The organism is Streptomyces sp. NPDC099050 (genome assembly GCF_044759865.1).
GTDB lineage: Bacteria > Actinomycetota > Actinomycetes > Streptomycetales > Streptomycetaceae > Streptomyces.
The window spans coordinates 118,525-142,274 of record NZ_JBIWAE010000009.1 but is presented as its reverse complement, the minus strand read 5'-3'; the positions used below and the strand labels follow the sequence as shown (position 1 = coordinate 142,274).

23 protein-coding genes are annotated in these 23,750 nt (G+C 72.3%); 15 read left to right on the top strand and 8 right to left on the bottom strand.

Features of this window, described 5'->3' with window-relative positions:
• Positions 1 to 101: 101 nt before the first annotated feature.
• The 11 genes from ACIQV3_RS17620 to ACIQV3_RS17570 all read left to right on the top strand — a co-directional run bounded on the left by ACIQV3_RS17620 (position 102) and on the right by ACIQV3_RS17570 (position 10,309).
• Entirely contained in the window at positions 102 to 1,040 is a 939-nt protein-coding gene (locus ACIQV3_RS17620) for an FKBP-type peptidyl-prolyl cis-trans isomerase (RefSeq protein WP_403713289.1), read from the top strand.
• Positions 1,041 to 1,088: 48 nt separating this feature from the next.
• Entirely contained in the window at positions 1,089 to 1,475 is a 387-nt protein-coding gene (locus ACIQV3_RS17615) for an FKBP-type peptidyl-prolyl cis-trans isomerase (RefSeq protein WP_403713288.1), read from the top strand.
• A 146-nt stretch (positions 1,476 to 1,621) separates the two neighbouring features.
• Positions 1,622 to 2,584 (top strand): helix-turn-helix transcriptional regulator, encoded by a 963-nt coding sequence (locus tag ACIQV3_RS17610; RefSeq protein ID WP_403713287.1) that lies wholly within the window; start codon positions 1,622 to 1,624, stop codon positions 2,582 to 2,584.
• A gap of 126 nt (positions 2,585 to 2,710) precedes the next feature.
• Positions 2,711 to 3,709, top strand: coding sequence for a helix-turn-helix transcriptional regulator (locus ACIQV3_RS17605; RefSeq protein ID WP_403713286.1), 999 nt, complete (start codon positions 2,711 to 2,713; stop codon positions 3,707 to 3,709).
• Positions 3,710 to 3,732: 23 nt separating this feature from the next.
• Positions 3,733 to 3,945, top strand: coding sequence for a hypothetical protein (locus tag ACIQV3_RS17600; protein ID WP_327307581.1), 213 nt, complete (start codon positions 3,733 to 3,735; stop codon positions 3,943 to 3,945).
• Positions 3,946 to 3,971: 26 nt separating this feature from the next.
• Positions 3,972 to 4,172 (top strand): hypothetical protein, encoded by a 201-nt coding sequence (locus ACIQV3_RS17595; RefSeq protein ID WP_403713285.1) that lies wholly within the window; start codon positions 3,972 to 3,974, stop codon positions 4,170 to 4,172.
• 169 nt (positions 4,173 to 4,341) lie between these two features.
• Entirely contained in the window at positions 4,342 to 4,641 is a 300-nt protein-coding gene (gene tatA / locus ACIQV3_RS17590; protein WP_403713284.1) for a Sec-independent protein translocase subunit TatA, read from the top strand.
• Positions 4,642 to 4,702: 61 nt separating this feature from the next.
• A complete protein-coding gene (gene tatC / locus ACIQV3_RS17585) occupies positions 4,703 to 5,668 on the top strand; it encodes a twin-arginine translocase subunit TatC (RefSeq protein WP_403713283.1) in 966 nt (321 codons plus the stop codon).
• Positions 5,669 to 5,705: 37 nt separating this feature from the next.
• Positions 5,706 to 6,650 (top strand): diacylglycerol kinase, encoded by a 945-nt coding sequence (locus ACIQV3_RS17580; protein WP_403713282.1) that lies wholly within the window; start codon positions 5,706 to 5,708, stop codon positions 6,648 to 6,650.
• A 65-nt stretch (positions 6,651 to 6,715) separates the two neighbouring features.
• The gene (locus tag ACIQV3_RS17575) at positions 6,716 to 9,568 is read left to right on the top strand and encodes a DEAD/DEAH box helicase (protein WP_403713280.1); all 2,853 of its coding nucleotides are present in this window, start codon (positions 6,716 to 6,718) and stop codon (positions 9,566 to 9,568) included.
• 90 nt (positions 9,569 to 9,658) lie between these two features.
• Positions 9,659 to 10,309 carry a helix-turn-helix domain-containing protein gene (locus tag ACIQV3_RS17570; protein WP_403713279.1) on the top strand — a complete coding sequence of 217 codons (651 nt, stop codon included), beginning with the start codon at positions 9,659 to 9,661 and terminating at the stop codon, positions 10,307 to 10,309.
• A gap of 10 nt (positions 10,310 to 10,319) precedes the next feature.
• Here ACIQV3_RS17570 and ACIQV3_RS17565 read toward each other — a convergent pair whose 3' ends face one another.
• The 4 genes from ACIQV3_RS17565 to ACIQV3_RS17550 form a co-directional block, all read right to left on the bottom strand.
• Positions 10,320 to 11,291 (bottom strand): RluA family pseudouridine synthase, encoded by a 972-nt coding sequence (locus tag ACIQV3_RS17565; protein WP_403713278.1) that lies wholly within the window; start codon positions 11,289 to 11,291, stop codon positions 10,320 to 10,322.
• Positions 11,292 to 11,309: 18 nt separating this feature from the next.
• A complete protein-coding gene (locus ACIQV3_RS17560) occupies positions 11,310 to 12,872 on the bottom strand; it encodes a serine hydrolase (RefSeq protein WP_403713277.1) in 1,563 nt (520 codons plus the stop codon).
• Positions 12,873 to 13,169: 297 nt separating this feature from the next.
• On the bottom strand, positions 13,170 to 14,018 hold the full coding sequence (locus tag ACIQV3_RS17555) for a siderophore-interacting protein (protein ID WP_403713276.1): 849 nt from the start codon (positions 14,016 to 14,018) through the stop codon (positions 13,170 to 13,172).
• Between the two features lie 62 nt (positions 14,019 to 14,080).
• Positions 14,081 to 14,986 carry a 5'-3' exonuclease H3TH domain-containing protein gene (locus ACIQV3_RS17550; protein ID WP_403713427.1) on the bottom strand — a complete coding sequence of 302 codons (906 nt, stop codon included), beginning with the start codon at positions 14,984 to 14,986 and terminating at the stop codon, positions 14,081 to 14,083.
• A gap of 195 nt (positions 14,987 to 15,181) precedes the next feature.
• On the opposite strand from ACIQV3_RS17550, the gene ACIQV3_RS17545 reads away from it, so the two are divergent.
• Together ACIQV3_RS17545 and ACIQV3_RS17540 are read left to right on the top strand one after the other, a co-directional pair.
• The gene (locus ACIQV3_RS17545) at positions 15,182 to 15,835 is read left to right on the top strand and encodes a helix-turn-helix domain-containing protein (RefSeq protein WP_403713274.1); all 654 of its coding nucleotides are present in this window, start codon (positions 15,182 to 15,184) and stop codon (positions 15,833 to 15,835) included.
• 13 nt (positions 15,836 to 15,848) lie between these two features.
• The gene (locus ACIQV3_RS17540; RefSeq protein ID WP_403713426.1) at positions 15,849 to 16,568 is read left to right on the top strand and encodes a helical backbone metal receptor; all 720 of its coding nucleotides are present in this window, start codon (positions 15,849 to 15,851) and stop codon (positions 16,566 to 16,568) included.
• Between the two features lie 73 nt (positions 16,569 to 16,641).
• On the opposite strand, the gene ACIQV3_RS17535 is transcribed toward ACIQV3_RS17540, so the two are convergent.
• Positions 16,642 to 17,808 (bottom strand): TDT family transporter, encoded by a 1,167-nt coding sequence (locus ACIQV3_RS17535; RefSeq protein WP_403713273.1) that lies wholly within the window; start codon positions 17,806 to 17,808, stop codon positions 16,642 to 16,644.
• Between the two features lie 70 nt (positions 17,809 to 17,878).
• On the opposite strand from ACIQV3_RS17535, the gene ACIQV3_RS17530 reads away from it, so the two are divergent.
• Entirely contained in the window at positions 17,879 to 18,820 is a 942-nt protein-coding gene (locus ACIQV3_RS17530; RefSeq protein WP_403713272.1) for a LysR family transcriptional regulator, read from the top strand.
• Between the two features lie 262 nt (positions 18,821 to 19,082).
• On the opposite strand, the gene ACIQV3_RS17525 is transcribed toward ACIQV3_RS17530, so the two are convergent.
• From ACIQV3_RS17525 to ACIQV3_RS17515, 3 genes are all read right to left on the bottom strand, one after another.
• Positions 19,083 to 19,769, bottom strand: a complete 687-nt coding sequence (locus ACIQV3_RS17525; protein ID WP_403713271.1) for a gamma-glutamyl-gamma-aminobutyrate hydrolase family protein — start codon at positions 19,767 to 19,769, stop codon at positions 19,083 to 19,085.
• Positions 19,770 to 19,798: 29 nt separating this feature from the next.
• Positions 19,799 to 21,271, bottom strand: coding sequence for an ethanolamine permease (eat, locus tag ACIQV3_RS17520; protein WP_403713270.1), 1,473 nt, complete (start codon positions 21,269 to 21,271; stop codon positions 19,799 to 19,801).
• Positions 21,272 to 21,444: 173 nt separating this feature from the next.
• Entirely contained in the window at positions 21,445 to 22,191 is a 747-nt protein-coding gene (locus ACIQV3_RS17515) for a FadR/GntR family transcriptional regulator (protein ID WP_403713269.1), read from the bottom strand.
• Between the two features lie 77 nt (positions 22,192 to 22,268).
• Between ACIQV3_RS17515 and ACIQV3_RS17510 the strand changes: the two genes are divergently transcribed.
• Positions 22,269 to 23,648, top strand: coding sequence for a glutamine synthetase family protein (locus ACIQV3_RS17510; protein ID WP_403713268.1), 1,380 nt, complete (start codon positions 22,269 to 22,271; stop codon positions 23,646 to 23,648).
• Positions 23,649 to 23,750: the final 102 nt, after the last annotated feature.

Genomic DNA, 23,750 nt, shown 5'->3' with positions numbered 1-23,750 from the left:
CGCACTGATCTTGGCCAGGGCCTCGTACGGATCTCGTACGGGGCCCTGTGCACGCCTTAGAGTGGCGACGACCTATGTGCCGTCTGAGATCTGAGGAACACGTGCGCCGACTTGCCGGCCTGCTTGTCGTACCCCTTCTGCTGCTGTCGACAGCGGCATGTGGCGACAGCGGCTCCGACTCCGCCCAGATGAAGAACGGGGCGCCCGCGATCACGAAGGGTGCCAAGTTCGGGGAGACTCCCACCCTGTCGAAGGGTGAGGGGACGCCGCCGAAGGAACTGAAGGTGGTGACCATCAGCGAGGGTGACGGCCCGGCGCTGAAGAAGGGCGACATCGCCCAGGTCAACTACCTCGGCCAGGTCTGGGACGGCAAGGAGCCGTTCGACCAGAGCTTCGGCAAGGACAAGCCGTTCGACGTGACCGTCGGCGAGGGCCAGGTCATCAAGGGCTGGGACCAGGGTCTCCTGGGCAAGAAGGTCGGCAGCCGGCTGGAGCTCGTGATCCCGCCGGACCTGGGTTACGGCGAGCAGGGCTCGGGCGAGAAGATCAAGCCGAACGCCACGCTGGTCTTCGTGGTGGACATCGTCAAGGCCACCTCCGTTCCGGTTTCGGCCACGGGCAAGGAGGTCCCGCAGACGGACGCCGCCCTGCCGAAGGTCGGTACGAACACGGACGGCAAGGAAGTCTCCGTGACCGTTCCGAAGGACGTCGCGGCGCCGGCGAAGCTCGTGTCGAACTACGTGCTGGAGGGCGACGGCGCGGCCGTGAAGGGCACCGACAGCGTGGTGGTCAAGTTCCACGGCAAGACGTGGAAGGACGACAAGACCTTCGAGAGCACCTACGCCACGGGGGCGTCCGTGACGTGGCCGCTGGCCGAGCTCCAGGTCAAGGGTCTGAAGGACGGGATCGTCGGCAAGAAGGCCGGCAGTCGCGTCCTGCTGGTCATCCCGCCGGACCAGGGTTTCGCCGACAAGGAGCAGGGCACCATTCCGGCCAATTCGACGCTGGTCTTCAGCCTCGACATCCTGGCCGTGGTGTAAGACTGTCCGGGTTGTACCCCTGTTCGTAAGTTTTTGAGGAGCAGTTCCGTGAGCAACAAGCCCGAGAAGATCGAGAAGCCCGAGATCGACTTTCCCGAGGGTCCCGCCCCGGCCGACCTCGTCATCGAGGACATCTGGGAGGGCGACGGCGCCGAGGCCAAGGCCGGTGCCCTGGTCTCCGTCCACTACGTGGGCGTGGCCTACTCCACCGGTGAGGAGTTCGACGCCTCCTGGAACCGCGGTTCCGCGCTGCAGTTCCCGCTCGGCGCCGGCCGCGTCATCGCGGGCTGGGACCAGGGCGTCCAGGGCATGAAGGTCGGCGGCCGTCGCAAGCTGACGATCCCGGCGCACCTGGCGTACGGCGACCGCGGCGCGCCCGGCGCGATCGCCCCGGGCGAGACGCTGATCTTCGTGTGCGACCTGATGGGCGCCTGATCGGTCCGCTGTGAAAGCGTGTGGGGCCCCCGTCTTGAAGGCGGGGGCCCTCGCTTTTGCCCTGGACCGCCGGGGCGGTACGGTCAGCGGTCACGAGGGTGTACCGGGGACACGACTCGAAGGTCTGGAAGGGCGGATGGGCGTCGATGGCGATTGCCAAGGCCGAGCGGCTGATGAATCTGGCGCTGTGTCTGCTGGGGACGCGCCGGCCGCTGAGCAAGCGGGAACTGCGCGGTTCCATCGAGGCCTACATGGAAGCCGGGAACGACGAGTCCTTCAACCGCATGTTCGAGCGGGACAAGGACGATCTGCGGGAGCTCGGGCTGGTCATCGAGACCGTGGAGAACCTGGAGGGCGACACGGGCTATCTGGCCCGTCGTGACTCCAACCGGCTGCCGCCCGTGGCGCTGGACGCCGAGGAGGCCGCGGCCCTGGGGCTCGCGGCCAAGGTCTGGCAGCAGGCCCGGCTCGCCGGTGCGGCCAGTGGCGCGCTGCAGAAGCTGCGCGCCGGCGGCATGCCGGAGGCCTCGGACCCGTACGAGGGTCAGCACAGTGCGATCGAACCGCGGATCCCGGTGCACGAGGCGGCCTTCGAGCCGCTGATGCTGGCCTGCCGCGACCGGCGGCCGGTCGTCTTCGACTACCGCAAGTCCACCGCGGCGCGTCCCGAGACCCGGCAGGTGGAGCCGTGGGCCCTGGAGTGCTGGCGCGGCCACTGGTACCTGGCGGGCTTCGACCGCGACCGCGGGGCGGAGCGCGTGTTCCGGCTCTCCCGGATCACGGGCAAGGTCCGTTCGCGGGCCGCCAAGTACACCGCCGAGGTCCCGGACGTGGTGACCGTACGGGAGACCGTGGCGAGCTGGGCCGGGGAGAGCGCGGAGCGCTCCGCGCTGATCCGGCTGCGGGCGGGGGCGGGCTATCCGCTGCGGTCCCGGGCCACGGCGGTGCGCGAGGGGGCCGGTGGCGAGGGGTGGGACGAGCTGGAGATCCCGTACGGGCACGGGCTGGACGCCTGGCTGGTGGAGTTCGGCCCCGATGTGGTGGTGCTGGAGCCGGCCGATCTGCGGGCGGACGTCGTGGACCGGCTGCGGGCCGTGGCCAAGGGTTAGGGCAGGCCTGGCGGACGGCGCGGACCGCGCGCAGCCGCGCGGGAGTGGGTGGACGGGGTGGACCGGGGGACCCGGGGGACCCGGGCAAGATCAGTGAGCAACGCCCTGAGGGGGAGACGTACCAGCATGGCTGCCAATGCCATCGACCAGACGCGCCGGATGCTGTCCTTGGTGACGTACCTGCGCGAGCGCCCGGGTGCGTACGTCGCGGACGTGGCCCGGGCCTTCGGGATCACCGAGGACGAGCTGATTTCGGACCTCGACGTGCTGCCCATGTGCGGGACCAGCTTCCGGGGTGGTGACCTGCTCGACATCGACACCGACGGGGAGCGCATCTGGTGGCGCAACCCCGACGCCTCGGGGGAGTCCACCGCGGAGCCGCTGCGGCTGGCCGCCGACGAGGCGACGGCGCTGCTGGTGGCCGCCCGGGCGGTGGCCACGCTGCCGGGGCTGCGCGAGGGGGACCGCCAGGCACTGCTGCGGGCCACCGCGAAGCTGGAGGCGGCCGCGGGCGAGGTCGCCGGGGCCAGTTCCCGGCTGTCGGTGACCTTCGAGTCCGAGGGCGGGGTCTTCGCCGACGTGGACCGGGCCATCGCCGAGCGGCGCCGCCTGTGGCTGCGCTACTACTCGCCGGCGCGCGACGAGCTCACCGAGCGCAAGGTCGACCCGATCAGGCTGTTCGCCGTGGGGCACACGTACATGGAGGGGTGGTGCCACCTCTCCGAGGCCCGGCGGACCTTCCGGCTGGACCGGGTGGCGGAGATCCGGCTGCTCGACGAGCGGGCCGAGCCGCCGGCCATCGAGCCCCGCGACCTGTCCGAGGGGCTGGTGCAGCCGGCCGCCGAGGATCCGGAGGTCGTGGTCGAGGTGGGTCCCGGCGGGCGCTGGGTGGCGGAGTACTACCCGCACGACAGTGCCGAGGAGCTGCCCGAGGGGGGCCTGCGGATCACTCTGCGCACCCCTGATCCGGGCTCGCTGCGGCGCCTGGCGCTGCGGCTGGGCCGCGAGGGGCGGATCGTGGCCCCCGTGGAGCTGGCGGACAGCGCCCGCCGGGCGGCCCGGGAGGCGCTCGCCGCCTACGAGGGCGGGGCCGTGGAGAGCGGCGCCGAAGGGGAACGGGGCTGAGGGGCCGAGGGGGGATCCGCGCGATGTCGGTCGCGTTCAAGGCGTCCTGTCCCGACTGCCGGGCCCGCTTCGAGCTGGATGCGGGCGCCCTGCGCCTCGCCATCGGCGGCAGCCGGCGTACGACCTTCTACTCCTTCACCTGTCCCGAGTGCGCGGCCGCGGTCCGCAAACCCGCCGGGGAGCGGATCGTTGAACTGCTGACCGGTGGCGGCGTGAGCACCCTGCGCAGCGTGTGAGGCGCGCGGTGGCCTAGGCTCGTCGCATGCTGTGGCCGATGTTCGCAATCGCTCTGGGCTTCCTCGGGGTCGCCGTTCTCGCCGTGCTCGCCGTGCGGGTCTTCGTGGAGGTGCGCAGGCTCTCCGTCCAGGTCGCTGACGCCGGGCGCCGGATCGCGGACGCCTCCGCGGAGCTGGAGCAGGCCGCTACGGGCCTGGCCAGGGCCGGGCGCTCCGTGCGGCCATAGCCATCGCCGGGCAACCGCCGTACTGTCTGACCACGCAAGCGGTGATACCCCGGGGCATTGCCAGGCGTTAACCCCCGGGGGTTACGATCGATGTCAGAACGGCTCACCGATCTCGGCGGAGCCGTCTCGACTACCACAACCAGCCGTTTCGGTGAGAAGGAAGACACACATGATCGGCAACCTGAAGCCCCTCGAGATCCTCCTGATCGTCGCCGTGATCTTCCTGCTGTTCGGTGCCAAGAAGCTTCCCGACATGGCCCGCTCGCTCGGCAAGTCCGCCCGCATCCTCAAGAGCGAGGCGAAGGCGATGAAGAAGGAGGGGGAGGCGGAGGACGCCGCCACCGCCGCTTCCGTCGCCGACCCGGCGCCCCAGCAGCAGACCACGGCTCCGCGCACGATCCAGGCCTCGCCCGGTGACGTGACCAGCGCCCGTCCCGTGAACGAGCCCAACCACACCACGCAGAGCTGACGGCGGCCGCTCCGGCGGCCGCGCTCGCACCAGTCAACTGCAACGAGACAAGGGACGTGGGTTGCTCAAGTCTGCCCGCAAGCAGGAGAAGCAGGACCAGAAGGCAAAGGACGCCGAAGGGCGGATGCCTCTTGTCGAGCACCTGCGTGAGCTGAGAAACCGGCTGATGAAGGCGGTCCTCGGGGTCCTCGTGGTCACCCTCGTGGCCGCGTTCTTCTACAAGGACCTGATCGACTTCATGATGAAGCCGATCCTGGACTCCGTCGGCTGTGCCAACGGCGTGGTCGCGCAGCGCAACGGCAATCCCTGCGCCGCGATGACGGTCAACGGCCTCATCGCGCCCTTCTCCATCGCCCTGAAGGTCTCGCTGACCGCCGGTCTCGTGCTCTCCGCCCCGGTGTGGCTGTACCAGCTGTGGGCCTTCGTGGCCCCGGGTCTGCACAACAACGAGAAGAAGTACGCCGTGGCCTTCGTGGCCGTCGGCGCGCCGCTGTTCGGCGCCGGCGCCGTCCTCGCGTACAACGTCCTGCCGCAGACCGCGGTGATCCTGCTGGAGTTCACCCCCGACAACGCGAGCAACCTGCTGCCGGTCGACGACTACCTCGACCTGGTCACGCGCATGGTGGTGGTCTTCGGCCTGGCCTTCGAGCTGCCGCTGCTGCTGATCCTGCTCAACGTCACCGGGGTGCTGAGCGCGAAGCGGCTCGCGAGCTGGTGGCGGGCCATGGTGCTGGGCATCACCCTGTTCGCCGCGTTCGCGACGCCCACCGGTGACCCGCTGACGATGCTGGCGCTGGCCATGCCGATCGTCGCCCTGTACTTCGTCGCGCTGCTGTTCTGCTACCTCAACGACCGCAGGCGGGCCCGGAACAACCCCGACGCCGGCCTGGACGACGACGAGGCCTCCGAGGTGGACCTGACCCCCGCGGCCGTGGGCGCGGTCGAGCCCGTGGCGGCCCCGGGGGCCCTGCCCGAGCAGGCCGACGGCGGACGCCAGCGGATCAACGGCTACGACGACGCCACCTGATCGACGCGGGTCGGCCCCGGCGGGTAAGTTCCCGCGGGTGAGTGCTGAGATCACCCTCTTCGTCAATCCCACCGCCGGAAGCGGCAGGGCCGCGCACGCCGCGCAGCCGGCCGCTTCCGCGCTTCGTGCGGCCGGTTTCTCGGTGCGCAGCGTCGTCGGCGGCGATGCGCCCGACGCCCTGTCCCGGCTGCGGACCGCCGTGCGCGAGGGGACCGGGGCGGTGATCGCGGTCGGCGGCGACGGGATGGTCTCCCTCGCGCTGCAGGCGCTCGCGGGCACGGCGGTGCCGCTCGGCGTGGTGGCGGTGGGCACCGGGAACGATTTCGCGCGGGCGATGGGACTGCCCGTACGGGAACCGGCGCGGGCGGGCCGGCTGGCCGCCGAGGCGCTCAAGGAGGGCCGGGTCCGGGAGATCGACCTCGGCCGGGTGTCCGGGTCCGGGGACGGGGGCGGCGGCGGGGCCGGGGCCGGGGGGCGGGGCGGCTCCGGCGGCACCTGGTACGGGACCGTGCTGTGCTCCGGCTTCGACTCGCGGGTCAACGACCGGGGCAACCGGATGCGGCTGCCGGCCGGCCGGTTCACGTACGACCTGGCGATGGCGCTGGAACTGGCCGCCTTCCGGCCCTTCCCGTACCGGATCACCCTGGACGGCGGCCCGGTCCTGGAGACCGAGGCCACGCTGGTGGCCGTCGGCAACGGAAGCTCCTACGGCGGCGGCATGCGGATATGCGCCGACGCGGTGCCCGACGACGGGCTCTTCGACGTCACCGTCGTCGGCGACTGCAGCCGCACCACCCTGCTGAAGGTGTTCCCCCGGGTCTACAAGGGCACTCACCTCGGCCATCCGAAGGTGACCGTGTACCGGGCCTCGAAGGTGACCCTGGAGGCGGCCGGCATCACGGCCTACGCGGACGGCGAGCCGCTGGGTCCGCTCCCGGTGAGCGCCGAGTGCGTCCCGGCGGCCCTGCGGCTCCTGGCGTAGGACGCCCGGGCCCGCGCAAAAGATCGCGACTGTTGTCAGGGGTGGCGGGTAGGCTCGAAGACAAGATGACCGAAGAACTTTCTCCCGCCGAGCGGTACGCCGCTGCCCGGATCCGCGCCGCCGAAGAGAAGATGGCCCTGGCGCCCTTCCGCGAGATGTACGAATTCGACCTGGATCCCTACCAGATCGAGGCCTGCAAGGCACTGGAGGCCGGCAAGGGCGTCCTCGTCGCCGCGCCGACCGGCTCGGGCAAGACCATCGTCGGCGAGTTCGCCGTGCACCTGGCGCTCCAGCAGGGCCGCAAGTGCTTCTACACCACACCCATCAAGGCCCTGTCGAACCAGAAGTACGCCGACCTCGCCAAGCGCTACGGCGCCGACAAGGTCGGCCTGCTCACCGGTGACAACAGCGTCAACGCCAATGCTCCGGTGGTCGTCATGACCACCGAGGTGCTCCGCAACATGCTGTACGCGGGCTCGCAGGCGCTGAACGGTCTGGGCTACGTGGTGATGGACGAGGTGCACTACCTCTCCGACCGGTTCCGCGGAGCCGTCTGGGAGGAAGTCATCATCCACCTCCCCGAGTCGGTGACCCTGGTCTCGCTCTCCGCCACCGTCTCCAACGCCGAGGAGTTCGGCGACTGGCTCGACACCGTGCGCGGCGACACCCAGGTCATCGTTTCCGAGGAGCGGCCCGTACCGCTGTGGCAGCACGTCATGGCCGGCCGGCGGATCTACGACCTGTTCGAGGAGGGGTCCGACCACGGCGGCCGCGGCTCCGCGCGCCGCGAGGTCAACCCCGACCTGCTGCGGATGGCGCGCGAGGAGAACAGCAGCCGGTACAGCCCGAAGGACCGGCGGCGCGGAAAGATGGTCCGCGAGGCCGACCGCGAGCGCGAGCGGCGCTCCCGCGGCCGGATCTGGACCCCTTCGCGTCCCGAGGTCATCGCCCGGCTGGACGGCGACGGGCTGCTGCCCGCCATCAACTTCATCTTCAGCCGGGCCGGCTGCGAGGCCGCCGTCCAGCAGTGCCTGTACGCGGGGCTGCGGCTCAACGACGACACCGCGCGCCGATCAGTGCGCGAGATCGTGGAGGAGCGGACGGCGTCCATCCCCACCGAGGACCTGCACGTCCTGGGCTACTACGAATGGCTCGAAGGCCTGGAGCGGGGCATCGCCGCGCACCACGCGGGCATGCTGCCCACCTTCAAGGAGGTCGTCGAGGAACTGTTCGTACGGGGTCTGGTGAAGGCCGTCTTCGCCACCGAGACCCTGGCGCTGGGCATCAACATGCCGGCGCGCACGGTCATCCTGGAGAAGCTCGTCAAGTGGAACGGCGAGCAGCACGCCGACATCACCCCCGGTGAGTACACGCAGCTGACGGGGCGGGCCGGGCGGCGCGGCATCGACGTCGAGGGCCACGCGGTGGTGCTGTGGCAGCGGGGGATGGACCCGGCGGGCCTGGCCGGGCTCGCGGGTACCCGTACGTATCCGCTGCGCTCCAGCTTCAAGCCCTCGTACAACATGGCCGTCAACCTGGTCCAGCAGTTCGGGCGGCACCGTTCGCGCGAGCTGCTGGAGACCTCCTTCGCGCAGTTCCAGGCCGACCGCTCGGTCGTCGGGATCTCCCGGCAGGTGCAGCGCAACGAGGAGGGCCTGGACGGCTACCGGGAGGGCATGACCTGCCACCTGGGGGACTTCGAGGAGTACGCGCGGCTGCGCCGCGACCTCAAGGACCGTGAGAACGACCTGGCCAAGCAGGGCGCCGCCCAGCGGCGGGCGCAGGCGGCCACCTCGCTGGAGAAGCTGAAGCCGGGCGACATCATCCACGTGCCGACGGGCAAGTTCGCCGGGCTGGCGCTGGTGCTGGATCCGGGGGTGCCGGCCGGGCGGTCCAACGGGCACCGCGGGCACGAGTACACCGAGGGCCCGCGCCCGCTGGTGCTCACCGTGGAGCGGCAGGTCAAGCGGCTCGCCGGGATCGACTTCCCGGTTCCGGTCGAGGCCATCGAGCGGATGCGGATCCCCAAGACGTTCAACGCCCGTTCCCCGCAGTCCCGTCGGGACCTGGCGTCCCAGCTGCGGAGCAAGGCCGGGCACATCACGGTGGATCGGCACCGGGGCGGGCGGGCGGCCGCGGCCGACGACCGGGAGATCACGCGGCTGCGCACGGCTCTGCGGGCGCACCCGTGCCACGGCTGCGACGAGCGCGAGGACCACGCCCGCTGGGCGGAGCGCTACCACCGGCTGCAGCGGGACACGCGGCAGCTGGAGCAGCGCATCGAGGGGCGGACGAACACCATCGCCCGCACCTTCGACCGGATCCACGCGCTGCTGACGGATCTGGACTATCTGCGCGAGGACGAGGTGACCCCGCACGGGCGGCGGCTCGCGCGGCTCTACGGAGAGCTCGACCTGCTGGCGTCGGAGTGCCTGCGGGCCGGTGTCTGGGAGGGGCTGAGCCCGGCCGAACTGGCCGCCTGCATCTCGGCGCTGGTCTTCGAGGCGCGGCAGTCCGACGACGCGGTCGCGCCGAAGGTGCCGGGCGGCGCGGCGAAGGCCGCGCTCGGCGAGATGGTCCACATCTGGGGCCGGCTCGACGCGCTGGAGGAGGAGCACGGCATCAACCAGGCGGAGGGCGTGGGCCAGCGCGAGCCGGACCTCGGCTTCGCGTGGGCGGTGTACCAGTGGGCCTCCGACAAGAGCCTGGACGAGGTGCTGCGCGAGGCGGAGATGCCGGCGGGTGACTTCGTGCGCTGGTGCAAGCAGGTCATCGACGTGCTGGGGCAGGTGGCCGCCGCGGCGCCTTCTTCTTCGGCGCCGCCTTCCTCGGAAGGCGGGAGCACGGTGGCCCGAAATGCCCGCAAGGCGGTGGACGCGCTGCTGCGTGGTGTGGTGGCCTACAGCTCGGTGGGGTAGCGGTATTTGTAGGTTCCTCCAGAAGCAGTCCTGGCCGGATCTCACCTCTTGCCATGATCGATTCGGTGTGTCCCGTGGGAAAATCGGGCCATGACTGGTGGAACGGATGACGGGCCGAGACGGGTCGGTCGGCCACGCGCCGATCAGCTGAGACCGGCGACCGGGCGGCCGCCGCGGGAGGAACTCCTCTACGCGGCGGCCGAATTGTTCACGGTGAAGGGGTACGCGGCGACGACCACGCGGGCCGTGGCCGAACGGGCGGGAATGCGCCAGGCCACGATGTACCACTACTTCGCCGGCAAGGAGGAACTCCTCGCCGAACTCCTGGAGTCCACGGTCGCACCCTCCCTGGAACTGGCCCGCCGGCTGGCCGGGGAAGCGGACCGGCCCGCCGACCGCCGGCTCTGGGAGCAGTGCCGTTCGGACGTGATGCTGCTGTGCGGCGGGCCGTACAACCTGGGCGCGCTCTACCTGTTGCCGGAGGTCTCCGGGGCGCGCTTCACCCGCTTCCGCCGGATGCGACAGGAACTCAAGGACATTTACCGGGAGTTGCTCGACGGTACCCGCGTCGGAGCCGAACTCGCCGGTGACCGGGCCGGATTGGTGCTCCGCAACGACCTGGTCTTCGGGCTCATTGAAGGCGTGATGCTGATCCACCGCTCCGATCCGGGGCGCCCGGTGGCCGCCTTCGCGGAGGCCACCGCCGACGCGGCGCTGCGGATCGCGGACGTCGCCCGCTAGGCCGGGTGCCTCAGGAGGGGTTCCCGGATCCCGTTTCCCAGCCGGGCCGGTCCTCCCAGGCCTCCAGGGTGCGGGCGCTCTCGATGCGGTGCGCGATCCCGGTGACGGGGTCGGTGAACTCCACGGTGCGGGCCAGGAGCTGGAGCGGACGCCGGTAGTCGTCGGGCGCCGGATCGCGGACCACCGGATAGACCGGGTCGCCCAGGATCGGCAGGCCCAGGCTGTTCATGTGGACCCGCAGCTGGTGGGTGCGTCCGGTGTGCGGGGTCAGCCGGTAGCGCCCGGTGTCCCCCTTGACCGCGAGGAGTTCGGCCAGGGTCTCGGCGTTGGGCTCGGCGCCCGCGACCTCCGTCGCCGCCATCACCCCGCGGACCTTCTCGATGTGGCTGCGCAGGGTCCGGGGGAACTCCACCGCCGGGTCGTGGGGCGCGAGCGCCTCGTACTCCTTGCGGATCCGCCGCTCCTGGAACATCAGCTGGTAGGCGCCCCGGTCCTCGGGGCGGATGCTGAACAGGACCAGCCCGGCGGTCATCCGGTCCAGCCGGTGCGCGGGGCTCAGTGCGGGCAGGCCGAGCTCCACCCGCAGGCGGGCCAGGGCCGTCTGGAAGACGTGGCTGCCGCGCGGGGTGGTGGCCAGGAAGTGCGGCTTGTCGGCCACCAGCAGGTGCTCGTCGCGGTAGACGACCCCGATGGGGAAGGGCACCACGGGCTCGGGCGGCATGTCCCGGTGGAACCACAGGAAGCCGCCGGGCTCGTACGGGTCCTGCGGCCGCAGCACCCGGCCGCCGGGGCCCAGCACCCGGCCGTCCCGCAGCAGGCGCGCCATGGACTCGGCGCCGCGCGTGCCCTCGTAGCGTGCCGTGAGGTAGGAGCCGAGGTCCGGCCAGGTCCCGTCCGGGTCGGGGGGCAGCCGCATGCGGACCGGGTCGATGCCGGAGACCTGGGGCAGGGGCGCGTCGGGGATGTGGGATCTGCGCTTCACCGGGTACAGGCTATGCCGCTAGTCGCGGGTGAAGGTTCCCATGTGGTCGGCGTCCAGGTGCTCGATGCGGAGCGTGCGGTCGGCGGGGGAGAAGAACACCCCGGTGCGGCCGACCGCGTTCTCCCCGGCGGTCTCGTAGCTGAAGGTGTCCCCGTCGTAGTGGGTGAGGGGGAAGACCATCGGCTCCGGGCCGAGCGACAGGGTCAGCTCGCCCCCGGTCGTGGCCGCCACGGTCGCCTTGCCGTAGTAGGGGTTGTCGTAGGTGCCGGTGTAGGTGGAGTCCTGCCCGGCCGGCTTCGCCCCGGTGGGCGGGTGGGCGTAGTCGGTGGGGGAGCGGCCCTCCGCGTTGATCCGGGCGTAGAGGGCGCCGGTCAGGGCCAGCCAGTCGGTGGTGGCCCTGCCGTGTTCGGCGGTGTCGAAGAAGTCGGCGGCGATGGCGTCGGGGAGGCCGACGGGGGCGCCGTTGGTGAGGACGACGATGCCGAGCTCTTCCAGCGGGAGCATGCCGACGCTGGTGTTGGCGCCCAGTTCGAAGGCGCCGGAGTGGCTCAGGCGCAGGCGGCCCGCGTCGTCGTAGCTGACGTTCCAGCCCAGCCCGTAGAACCCGGTGCGGCCGGTGGGGGAGGCGGGCGGCTGCGACACGATCTCGGGGAGGTGGGTGCGGGCGAGGGTGTCGGCGGGGATGATCCGCTTACCGTCGAGGGTGCCGCCGGAGAGCTGGAGCCGCAGCCAGCGGGACATGTCGCGGGCGGTGCTGCTCACTCCGCCGGCGGGGGCCTGGGCGTCCGGATCGCGGACGAGGCGGGGGCTCCAGGTGCCGTCGCCCGTCTTGCCGTCGGGCACCGCCTTGACGTGGGTGGCGGCGCGGTTGGGGGCGTCGACGTAGGCCTGGAACCCGGTGCTGGTGTGCGTCATGCCGGCGGGCTTGAAGAGGGTGTCGGCGCTGAGCTTCTGCCAGGTCACGCCGTGGGAGCGGGCGATGGCCTCGGCGGCGGCGGTGAACCCGAAGTTGGTGTAGGCGTAGCTCGCGCGGAAGGGGGTCAGGGGTGCCAGGCGCAGGTGGTCGAGGATGTACGCCTGGTCGTAGCCGAGGTCCTCGAGGAGATCACCGGCGTGGTCGGGCAGACCGCTGCGGTGGGAGAGCAGGTCGGCGGTGGTGACGTGGGAGGTCACCCAGGGGTCCTTGAGGGCGAAGCCGGGGAGCTGTGCGCGCCGGTCGAAGTCGGCCGGGTCCTTCAGGGCCCCGGCGACGACGGTCGAGGAGACCGGCTTGGAGAGCGAGGCGATCTGGAACACGGTGTCGGGGTCCACCGCGGCCGGGTCGCCGACGCGGCGCAGGCCGAAGCCCTTGAGGTAGACCACTTCGTCGTCGTGGACCACGGCGACGGACACGCCGGGAACCCCGGTGCGGCGCATCATCTCGGCGACGGTGGTGTCGAGACTCCGCACGGCCGTGTCGACCTGGGCGTCGGTGAGCTGGGCGGTGGGCGCGGGCGGCGGGCTCGGCGCGGCGGTCGCGGTCCCGGCCGAGGCCAGGAGGGCGGCTGCTCCGGCTGCCGTGAATGCGCGGAGCGTACGCATGGGCCCATTGTGCCGCCGAACGGGTGATCCCGCGCTGCGGCTCGTTGGCTCGCCGCCGGGCGCGGGGGTTCGGCCGGGGTCCCTGCGGGACGGCCGTGCCCCGGACCGGTGCCGCAATCCCCGCCGGGTTCCCCGGAGACCTCGTGCCGCCCTGCCGCCCTGCCGCGCCCGGGTCGGATCCCTGCGGGATTTCGCGTCGGCCCGGGCCCGGCTCCGGGCGGGTCCATGCCCCGCGGGGCATGCCGGCCGGGGGTTTCGGGGTCCCGGGGGTCTCCCGGGGGTCCCTCCGTCGCCGGGTCAGGACGCGGCGGCTGCCAGGGGGCGTTCCTGCTCGGCTTCGACGTCCGCGTTCCAGTCGCGCTTGATCGCGCGCCAGCCCTCGTCCGTCTCGCCCAGACGCCAGTAGCCGGAGATGGACAGGCGCTCGCGGGGGATGCCGCGCTCGACGCGCAGGTGCCGGCGCAGGGATCTGACGAAGCCGGCCTCGCCGTGCACGAACGCGTGTACGTCGGAGGAGGGGAAGGCCAGGGCCTGGACGGACTCGGTCAGCGCCTCCCCGATCGGGCGGGAGCCGCGGTGGATCCAGACCGGGACGGTGCCGTCGGGGGTGGCGATCTTGAGCTCGTCGTGCGGGCCCCGGACCTCCACCAGCGCGTGCACCCGCGCCCCGGCGGGCATCCGCTCCATCGCCGCGGCGATCGCCGGCAGCGCGCTCTCGTCCCCGACGAGCAGGTGCCAGCCGGCGACCGGGTCCGGGGCGTAGGCCCCGCCCGGGCCGAGGAAGCGTACGAGTTCACCCGGCTGGACGCGGGCGGCCCAGGGGCCGGCCAGGCCCTCGTCGCCGTGGACCACGAAGTCGAGGGTCAGTTCCAGACGGGCCGGGTCCCAGGCGCGCACCGTGTACGCGCGCTGGCGCGGCCACTCCTCACGGGGGTGGACCGCCTTGATCCGGTCCAGGTCCCAGGGGGTCGTGTAGGTGACTCCGGCCGGTGCGAAGAGCAGTTTCACGTAGTGGTCCGTGTACCTGCCCGCGCCGAATCCGGCCAGACCCGCACCGCCCAGCACGATCCGCACCATGTGCGGACTCAACCGCTCGGTCCGCACGACCACTGCGGTGCCGACCTTGCGGGCTCGTCCCTCTGCCACGACGTCTCCCTGACTTTCCGACCCTGACTCCGGTGAAGCTTAGGATTACCTAAGTTAGCACCTCAGACGCGGAGCGCGCTGCCCAGACGTTCCACGGCTCCACCCAGGCCCCACCTCTTCGCGAGCGCCGCGACCAGATCCGGCTGCGCGGGAACGGCCGGGAGCGCCGGGTCGAACGAGGGAAGCGGGACGTCCGAGGCGACCTGGACCACCTTGGGGGCAACCGCTAGATACGGCCTCGATTCGTCCAGCCGCTTGCGCTGGGTGGGGGTCAGCTTCGACTTCGGGTCCTCGATCGCCGCGATGATTCCGGCCAGGTCCCCGTACGCGTCCAGCAGCTTCGCCGCCGTCTTCTCGCCGATGCCGGGAACGCCCGGCAGCCCGTCGCTCGGGTCCCCGCGCAGCAGCGCCAGGTCGGCGTATCCGGGGCCGTCCACCCCGTACTTCTCACGGAGCCAGGCCTCGTCGGTCACCTGGAGGGTGCCCACGCCCTTCAGCGGGTACAGCACCCGGCGCTGCTTGGCGTCGTCGACCAGCTGGTACAGGTCGCGGTCCCCCGTGACGATGTCCACCGGGCCGGTGGCGCGGCCGGTCAGGGTGCCGATCACGTCATCGGCCTCGTACCCGGCGACCCCCACCCGGGCGATGCCGAAGGCGTCCAGGGCCGCCTCGATGATCGGGACCTGCGGGGCCAGGGTGTCCGGGGTCTCCTCGACGTCGGGGCCGCTCGAAGTCTCCTGCGCGACCCGGTGGGCCTTGTAGGACGGGATCAGTTCCACCCGCCAGTGGGGACGCCAGTCGGCGTCCATGCAGGCGACCAGGTCGTCGGGGCGGTGGTCCTGCACGAGGCGGCCGATGAAGTCGAGCAGGCCGCGGACGGCGTTGACCGGAGTGCCGTCGGGGGCCTTCACGGAATCGGGCACGCCGAAGTAGGCGCGGTAGTAGAGGGAAGCGGTGTCCAGGAGCATCAGGCGTCGTGTCGTCGTCACGGTCACGATGATGCACCGGGGGCAAACGGAAAGTGGCGCGGGCGAGGCCTGCTCTGCTCGTGAGCGCGAAACCGGGGCCGGTTGCTGCGTAAGGTGCTTACAGCACACCGACGTGCGCTGTGCGATGTGCGACGTGCGACGGACCGACCGGGACAAGGGGAGGGCAGCCCCGCCATGGACGACAGGGACGGCACCGACGGCAAGAGCGGACGCGGAGCGACGACCGGCGCGGACGACAAGGAGCGGGATCGGGACAAGGAGTCCAAGGAACCGCTGCGGGTGGGCGTGGCCGTGCGCAAGAGACGCCGGGCCCTGCAGCTGACCCTCGCGGCGGTGTCCGCGCGCAGCGGGCTGTCGGTCCCCTTCCTGAGCCAGATAGAGAACGAGCGGGCCCGGCCCAGCATGCGGTCCCTGGAGCGGGTCGCCGACGCGCTGGAGACCACGGCCGTCGATCTGCTGGCCGCTTCCGACACCGCGCGCACCGTGGACCTCGTACGGGCCGGCGACGATTCCGCGCTGACCCCCGTCCCGGGCGTACGGCCCCTGGTGCGCGGGCACCACCAGCTGCACGCGCTGGAGTTCACCGGGGACCAGGACGCGGGCCGCGAGTACCAGCACCGCAACGACGAGCTGATGTACGTGGTCTCGGGCGCCTGCCAGGTGGAGGCCGAGGGGCGGGCGTACCGGCTGGAGAACGGCGACGCGCTGTTCCTGTCCGGCGGGGTGCGCCACCGCTGGCGGGCCGTCACCGAGGACACCCGGATCCTGATCGTCGCGGTCGGCGAACACATCCACGCGACCTCCGAGCCGCCCTCGCCGGGCCGCTGACCGGATGCCGGGCATGCGGGTCGTCTCGCTGGTGCCGTCCCTGACCGAGGCGGTGGCCGTGAGCGCGCCCGGGGCGCTGGCCGGGGTGACCGACTGGTGCACGCATCCGGCCGACCTGGGGGACGCGGCGCGCGTCGGGGGGACGAAGAACCCCGACGTACGGGCGATCGCGGAGCTGCGCCCGGATCTGGTCCTCGCCAACGAGGAGGAGAACCGGGCCGCGGACCTGACGGCGCTGCGGGAGGCCGGGCTGGAGGTGCTGGTCACCGAGGTACGGGACCTCCCACAGGCCTTCACCGAACTGGACCGGGTGCTCGTGGGGGCCATGGGGCTGAAGCGGCCCGGGTGGCTGGCGGACGCGGAGGCGGCGTGGGCCCGCGCGGAGCCGGCCGGACCGCCGAGGACGGCCTTCGTGCCGGTCTGGCGCCGGCCCTGGATGGTGCTGGGCCGCGACACCTTCGCCGGGGACCTGCTCGCCCGCCTCGGCGTGCGCAACGCCTACGCCGGACACGCGGAGCGCTACCCCGGGATCCCGGCGGCCGAGCTGGCCGCCGCCGGCTGCGAGCTCGTGGTGTTCCCGGACGAGCCGTACCGCTTCACGGCCGGCGACGGGCCCGAGGCCTTCCCCGGCATTCCGGCGGCGTTCGTCGACGGCCGCCACCTGACCTGGTACGGCCCGTCCCTGGTGGAGGCACCGGCGGCTTTGGCGGCTGCCCTGCGGGCCCCGGCCTAGGGTCTGTCGTCACGCTCCCGCCGTCGCCAGAAGGGCGGCCGTCGCGCGGCGGGCGGGAGTGTGACGACAGGCCCTAGCGGGGCGCGGCCAGCAGGCGGCCGGAGCGCAGGCCGCGCAGGGTGTTCGCGGCGGCCAGGAGCCAGGCGGTCAGCAGGGCCAGGAAGAGGGCCGCGGCCAGCCAGGAGAAGGCGGTGAGGCCGGTGTGCCGGGCCAGTCCGGCGGCTCCGGTGACGCAGGTGCCGACGGGGAAGGTCAGCGCCCACCAGGTCATGGCGAACCCCATGCCGTCGCGGGCGGCCCGCACCAGCATCGCGGCGGCCAGCGTCAGCCACAGCAGGGCGAATCCCATCACGGGAACCCCGTAGACGACCGCGAAGGCGGAGAAGGCGCCGGAGTACTGGCCTGCCATCGACTGGCCGGCCAGTGACAGGGGAGCCATGTCCGCGAGGGAGTTCACCGCGGTGGTGGACTGGCCGAGGGGGCCCAGGACCAGGAACAGGGTCGGGGTGAGGACCAGGGGGAGGGGGCCGCGGACGATCAGCCGGCCGAAGATCAGGGGGAGCAGCAGCAGGGTGGCGAGCAGGCTGAGGCCGAACATCGCGTAGCAGCCGAGCAGCATGGCCTCGCGGGCCTGGCCGGCGGGCAGATGGGGGATGAGCAGGGGGCCGAGCGCGGCGGAGACCATGGGGGCGACCACCGGGAGCAGCCAGACGGGGGTGGCCTGGTGGGCCTCGACCTTGTGGCGCACCACCATCAGGTAGGGGACGGCGACGGCCGCGAGGAGGCCTATCGCGGTGCCGGCGGTGAACAGGACCGTGTCCACGGCCACGGCGGCGGGGACCCCGATGAGGTCCTTGCCGACGATGAGCGCGCCACCGCCGACGGCCAGCAGGGCCATCGAGAGACAGCCGTAGAAGGGGGCCACGGCGGGGTCCAGGAGGTGGGCGCGGGCCTGGTCGCGGTGGTGGAGCCAGTGGCCGGCGCGGGCGGTCAGCAGGACCGCGAGGGCGGTGGCGGCCAGCACCCAGAAGATCTGGCAGACCACGCGCTGGCCGGGCAGCTGGTACGGGAGGGTCGCGCCGGCATTGGCGATGATCGCCGTGCCCATGACGGAGGCGTACCAGTTCGGGCCGAGGTGCCGCAGGGAGGGGACCTTGTGGGTTGCGGCGGTGGGGGCCGCGGTGGTGGCGGCGGGGGTCCCGGGGGTGGTGGGAGCGGGTCGTACGAGGGTGGTGGCCATGCGTCCAGCGTCCCGCCGGACGGGGCCGGACGGCAGAGGGCCTGGTCCTATGAGGGCATAAACTGAAGTTATGGGTAATGCGCACGGTAATGAGGAGTGGGTCGAGGGGCAGCTTCCGCTGGCGCACCGGGTCCCGGACCTGGGGGCCATGGAACTGCTGCTCGCGGTCGCCCGCGTGGGCAGCCTGAGCGCCGCCGCGCGGCGGCTCGGGATCACCCAGCCCGCCGCCAGCAGCCGGATCCGGGCGATGGAGACCCGGCTCGGGGTCGCCCTCGTGGACCGCTCCCCGCGCGGGTCGACGCTGACCGCGGAGGGCGCGCTGGTCACGGACTGGGCCCGGCGGGTGGTGGAGGCGGCCGAGGCCTTCGACGCGGGCGCGCAGGCGCTACGGGGCCGCCGCGACTCCCGGCTGCGGGTCGCGGCCAGCATGACCATCGCGGAGTACCTGCTGCCCGGCTGGCTGATCGCGCTGCGCGGGCAGCGGCCGGACACGGCGGTGTCGCTGCACGCGGGGAACTCCGCGGTGGTGGCGGAGCGGGTGCTCGCGCACGAGGCCGACCTCGGGTTCGTGGAGGGGCTGCGCGTGCCGGAGGGACTGGACTCGGTGGTCATCGCGCGGGACCGCCTCGTGGTGGCGGTGGCCCCCGGGCACCCGTGGGCGCGGCGCTCGCGCGGGGTGGAGCCGGCGGAGCTGGCGGCGACGCCGCTGATCCTGCGGGAGCGGGGGTCGGGGACCCGGCAGGTCCTGGACGCGGCGCTGGCCGGGTGCGGGGGGCTGGCGGAGCCGCTGCTGGAACTGGCCTCCACCACCGCGGTGAAGGCGGCGGCGGTGAGCGGGGCCGGGCCGTGCGTGCTGTCGGAACTGGCGGTCGGGGACGAGATGGCGGGGCGGAGGCTGGTGTCCGTGCCGGTGCTCGGGGCGGGGCTGGAGCGGGAGCTCCGCGCGGTGTGGCCGGCGGGGGCGAAGCCCGCGGGGCCGGCGCGGGACCTGCTCTCGCTGACCCGCCGCTGACGCGGGGCCTGGCCTGCGCCGACCTGCCGCCGACGCGGGGCCGGCGCTACGGCGGGCCCGGGGCTGGTCCGGGGTGGGCCCCGGCTTGGGCCCTGCGCCCAGGGGTCCGGGGCTCCGCCCGGACCCGCGCCTCAACCGCCGGCGGGGCTGGGAGGGCTCACGGGCTGCGCCCGGGCCCCCTGGGGCTCCGCCCCAGACCCCGGTCCTCAAACGCCGGACGGCTGAAATGCTCAAGCCGCCCCCAGGGCTGCGCCCCCGGGGCCTAGCCGGCTGACGCTGTGATGAGGGCTGACATCACTCGGGTGTCCTTGTCCAGTTCCGGGTGCCATTGGACGCCCAGGGTCCAGGGGGCGGGGGCGGGGAGTTCGATGGACTCCACCGTGCCGTCGGCCGCGTGGGAGGAGGCGATCAGGCCGCGGCCCAGGCGGTCCACGGCCTGGTGGTGGTAGGTCGGGACTTCCGACTCCTCGGGGACCAGGGCCGCGTACAGGGTGCCGGGGACCGGGCTGACCGGGTGCCAGGAGACCACGCCGGGGCTCAGTACGTGGCCGTCGATGTGCTGGGTGAGGGTGCCGCCCAGGGCCACGTTCAGGGCCTGCATGCCCCGGCAGATGCCGAGCAGCGGCTTGCCCGAGGCCAGGGCCGCGGAGATCAGGGAGAGCTCCCACGTGTCGCGCTGGGTCGCCGCCGGTCCGGTGCGGGGATCGCGCGGAGCCCCGTACCGGACCGGGTCCACGTCCGGGCCGCCCGCGACGACCAGGCCGTCCAGCCGGCTCAGCACCTCCGACGCCGCCTCCGGTTCGTCCGGCGGGAGCAGGACGGCGGTGCCGCCCGAGGCCTGGACGAGCCCGTAGTACCCGGTGGGGATGAGGGCGGTCGGGACGTCCCACACCCCGTAGCGGGTGGATCGCTCGACGTAGGTGGTGATGCCGATGAGCGGCCTGGGCAAGGGAGTACCTCCGGGAGGGGAAGGGTGGATCAGTCGCGGGAGAGTTCGGCCTCGGCTTCCGCCAGCGCCGCGAACTCCTCCTCCGGAGCGGAGGCCACCAGGTGGTGGCGACTGTAGAACGCGAAGTAGGCGAGGGCGACGGCGTACACGGCCAGGGCGATGAATGCCGCGTCCTTGTCCACCAGGAAGGTGGCGACCAGGGCCGAGAGGGCGAGGACGAAGGCCACCGAGGAGGTCACGATGCCGCCGGGCGTGCGGTACGGGCGCTCCAGGCCGGGCTCGCGGCGCCGCAGCACGATGTGGGAGAGGGCCATGAGGGCGTACGAGATGGTCGCGCCGAAGACCGCCATGTTCAGCATGCGCGGGCCGTTGCCGGTGGCGGCGGCGAGGGCGAAGCCGATGGCGCCGGGGATGAGCAGGCCCAGGTACGGGGCCTTGCGCTTGGAGGTCAGGGACAGGAAGCGCGGGAGGTAGCCGGCCCGGGAGAGGGCGAACAGCTGGCGGGAACCGGCGTAGATGAGGGAGAAGAAGGAGGCCACCAGCCCGGCCAGCCCCGCGTAGTTGACGAAGGTCTTCAGCCAGGAGAGGCCCGGGTCGCCCTCCAGGGCGACGACCAGCGGGTTGCCCGCGTCCTTGATGGCGTCGGCTCCGCGCGCACCGGTGGAGGCGAGGAAGGTGACCAGGGCGAGCAGCACCAGGATGCCCATGGAGATGGACAGGGCGCGCGGTACCGAGCGGACCGGGTCCTTGGCCTCCTCGGCGGCCAGCGGCACGCCCTCGACCCCGAGGAAGAACCACATGCCGAAGGGGAAGGCGGCCCAGATGCCCAGGATGCCCAGCGGCAGCCAGGAGCTCGCGCCGGCGGCGGTGGTGTCGACGGCGATGTTGTCGAGGTTGGCGGGGTCGAACTGGGTGAAGGCGCCGACGGCGAAGACGACCAGCGCGATCACGGCGATGGCGGTGACGACGAGCGAGAAGCTCAGGGCTTCGCCCACGCCCCACAGGTGGATGCCTATGAAGACGACGAAGCAGGCGAGGTAGACCGGCCAGCCCGAGGTGAGACCGAAGAGCTCGAGGGACTCCACGTAGTCGCCGATGAAGATGGCGATGGCGGCCGGGGCGAGGATGTACTCGATGAGGATCGCGGTGCCGGTGAGGAAGCCGCCCCAGGTGCCGAGCGCCCGGCGGGCGAATCCGTAACCGCCGCCCGCGGTGGGCAGGATCGCCGACAGCTCGGCGAGGGAGTAGACCAGGCACGCGTACATCGCGCCCATCAGGACGGTGGCGATGGCGAGGCCGCCGAACCCGCCCTGGGCGAGGCCGATGTTCCAGCCGGAGAAGTCGCCGGAGACCACGTACGCGACGCCGAGACCGGTCAGCAGCAGCCAGCCGGCGCTGCCGCGGCGCAGGGTGCGGCGCTCCAGGTAGCCGTCGGTGCCGTTCTCGGGGGACGGGGTTGGTTCGGGTACGGCTGCCAGCCGTGCGCCGGTGTCGTCGGCCATGTGCGCTCCTGCCTAGGGCAATGGTTGTGGGGCGTACCTTTGCCGCTCGGGCGTGGCGGGCGCAAGACCCCTGCGTTAAACGGGGGTTACGAATGCCTCTCGGCCGGGGGCGGGCGGGCGGGGCGGGTGGCTCCGACGGCTCCGGCGGCTCCGGCGCTCCCGGCGCCGCCGGATCAGGTCAGGAACCCCCGCAGCAGCGCCGCCGTGCCGCAGCAGTGCTCGCGCATCACCGCGCGGGCCGCCTCCGGGTCGCGGTCCAGCACCGCCTCCACCAGGGTGCTGTGCTGCTGCTGCGAGTGCTCCAGGTTGCGCACCAGCAGCGGAATGCAGTCCAGCAGGTCGTTCACGGTGGCCCGGACGGCCGCGTACTGGGCCGTCAGGGTGGCGGATCCGGCGAGTTCGCACAGGGTGAGGTGGAAGAGGGTGTCCTGGCGGCGGTAGTCGGGCAGCGGGGCGTCGTGGGTGGCGGTCAGCGCGCCGAGCAGCCGGTCGGTGTCCCGCTCGGACAGTCCCTGGGAGGCACACAGGCCGGCCGCGCCCACTTCCAGGACCTCGCGGAAGCGCAGGACGTCCTCGATGTCCACGCCCGCGACCCGGCGCCGCAGCTCCTCCTCGGTGCCCCCGGCCGGCGTGTCGGGGCGGGGCAGGACAAACGTTCCGCCGTAGCGTCCGCGCCGGGCCTCCACCAGGCCCTGGTCCTGGAGCACCTTCAGCACCTCGCGGAGCGTCACCCGGCTGATCCCCATCCGCTCGGCCAACTCGCGCTCCGGCGGGAGCCGTTCCCCGCCCGGTACCAGTCCGAGCCGGACCACCTGGAGGATCTGCTCCAGCGCCTCCTCGAATCCGTTGCCCGCCCGCACCTGTCGCAGTACGGGATTGAGCCGTCGTGCGGCCTCGTCCTCGCTCGCCGTATCGGTCATCTCGCCTCCTCCCCTTCCCAAGCAATGGTTCTATTCAATACCTTAGGCCTCCTCGGCTCACCGAAGGAGAGAATCCCGTGGTAGACCGCAAGCCGCCGCTTTCGACCGAGGAGCTCCGCGTTCTCGTCGCCAGCGGTGAAATCGACACAGTGGTCCTGGCCTTCCCCGACATGCAGGGGCGCCTCCAGGGCAAGCGGTTCGCCGCACAGTTCTTCCTCGACGAGGTCCTCCAGCACGGCACCGAGGGCTGCAACTACCTCCTCGCCGTCGACACGGAGATGAACACCGTCGACGGGTACGAGATGTCCTCCTGGGAGCGGGGCTACGGCGACTTCGCCATGCACCCCGACCTCGCCACCCTGCGCCGGATCCCCTGGAACCCGGGCAGCGCCTTCGTCCTCGCCGACCTCGCCTGGAACGACGGCTCGCCCGTGGTCGCCGCGCCCCGGCAGATCCTGCGCCGCCAGCTGGAGCGCCTCGGCGAACACGGGTACACCGCGATGGTGGGCACCGAGCTGGAGTTCATGGTCTTCCTCGACACCTACGAGCAGGCCTGGAACTCCGACTACCGCGGTCTGACCCCCGCCAACCAGTACAACACCGACTACTCCATCCTCGGGACCGGCCGCGTCGAACCGCTGCTGCGCCGCATCCGCAACGAGATGCAGGCCGCCGGCCTGGTCGTCGAGTCCGCGAAGGGCGAGTGCAACCTCGGCCAGCACGAGATCGTCTTCCGCTACGACGAAGCGCTGACCACCTGTGACCAGCACTCCGTCTACAAGACGGGGGCCAAGGAGATCGCCGCCCAGGAAGGCGTCTCGCTCACCTTCATGGCCAAGTACGACGCGCGCGAGGGCAACTCCTGTCACATCCACCTCTCGCTCTCCGATGCCGACGGACGCAACGCGATGGCCGGTGAGGGGCCGGACGCACGCGACCACGGCGGTATGTCACCCGTGATGCGCCACTTCCTGGCCGGCCAGCTCGCCGCGCTGCGCGACTTCTCCCTTCTCTACGCCCCCAACATCAACTCCTACAAGCGTTTCCAGCCGGGATCCTTCGCGCCGACCGCCGTCGCCTGGGGCGTGGACAACCGGACCTGCGCGCTCCGGGTGGTCGGCCACGGCCGCTCCATGCGCTTCGAGAACCGCCTGCCCGGCGGCGACGTCAACCCCTACCTCGCCGTCTCCGGCCTGATCGCGGCCGGCATCTACGGCATCGAGAACCGCCTGGAGCTGCCCGAGCCCTGCGCCGGAAACGCCTACACGGCCGACTTCGCGCACGTCCCGACCACCTTGCGCGAGGCCGCCGAGCTCTGGGAGAACAGCGAGATCGCCAAGGCCGCCTTCGGCCCGGAGGTCGTCGCCCACTACCGGAACATGGCCCGCGTCGAGCTGGACGCGTACGACTCCGCCGTGACCGACTGGGAACTGCGCCGCTCCTTCGAACGCCTCTAGGCCGTCTCTTTCGGATCTTGCCGGGCCCGCGGCGCCCGGCACCGGATCCGGCCCGTGCCCCGGGCCGGATCCGGCCCGCAGTCCCGCACACCGCACCCGAAC

What these genes read in the sequence shown, in the direction of transcription:
- tatA (WP_403713284.1), top strand. Translation starts at nt 4,342, where the DNA reads ATGATCGGCAACCTGAAGCCCCTCGAGATCCTCCTGATCGTCGCCGTG.
- ACIQV3_RS17575 (WP_403713280.1), top strand. Translation starts at nt 6,716, where the DNA reads ATGACCGAAGAACTTTCTCCCGCCGAGCGGTACGCCGCTGCCCGGATC.
- ACIQV3_RS17535 (WP_403713273.1), bottom strand. Translation starts at nt 17,808, where the DNA reads ATGGCCACCACCCTCGTACGACCCGCTCCCACCACCCCCGGGACCCCC.
- ACIQV3_RS17550 (WP_403713427.1), bottom strand. Translation starts at nt 14,986, where the DNA reads ATGCTCCTGGACACCGCTTCCCTCTACTACCGCGCCTACTTCGGCGTG.
- eat (WP_403713270.1), bottom strand. Translation starts at nt 21,271, where the DNA reads ATGGCCGACGACACCGGCGCACGGCTGGCAGCCGTACCCGAACCAACC.
- ACIQV3_RS17515 (WP_403713269.1), bottom strand. Translation starts at nt 22,191, where the DNA reads ATGACCGATACGGCGAGCGAGGACGAGGCCGCACGACGGCTCAATCCC.
- ACIQV3_RS17600 (WP_327307581.1), top strand. Translation starts at nt 3,733, where the DNA reads ATGTCGGTCGCGTTCAAGGCGTCCTGTCCCGACTGCCGGGCCCGCTTC.
- ACIQV3_RS17560 (WP_403713277.1), bottom strand. Translation starts at nt 12,872, where the DNA reads ATGCGTACGCTCCGCGCATTCACGGCAGCCGGAGCAGCCGCCCTCCTG.
- ACIQV3_RS17540 (WP_403713426.1), top strand. Translation starts at nt 15,849, where the DNA reads ATGCGGGTCGTCTCGCTGGTGCCGTCCCTGACCGAGGCGGTGGCCGTG.
- ACIQV3_RS17610 (WP_403713287.1), top strand. Translation starts at nt 1,622, where the DNA reads ATGGCGATTGCCAAGGCCGAGCGGCTGATGAATCTGGCGCTGTGTCTG.
- ACIQV3_RS17545 (WP_403713274.1), top strand. Translation starts at nt 15,182, where the DNA reads ATGGACGACAGGGACGGCACCGACGGCAAGAGCGGACGCGGAGCGACG.
- ACIQV3_RS17570 (WP_403713279.1), top strand. Translation starts at nt 9,659, where the DNA reads ATGACTGGTGGAACGGATGACGGGCCGAGACGGGTCGGTCGGCCACGC.
- ACIQV3_RS17595 (WP_403713285.1), top strand. Translation starts at nt 3,972, where the DNA reads ATGCTGTGGCCGATGTTCGCAATCGCTCTGGGCTTCCTCGGGGTCGCC.
- ACIQV3_RS17605 (WP_403713286.1), top strand. Translation starts at nt 2,711, where the DNA reads ATGGCTGCCAATGCCATCGACCAGACGCGCCGGATGCTGTCCTTGGTG.
- ACIQV3_RS17530 (WP_403713272.1), top strand. Translation starts at nt 17,879, where the DNA reads ATGGGTAATGCGCACGGTAATGAGGAGTGGGTCGAGGGGCAGCTTCCG.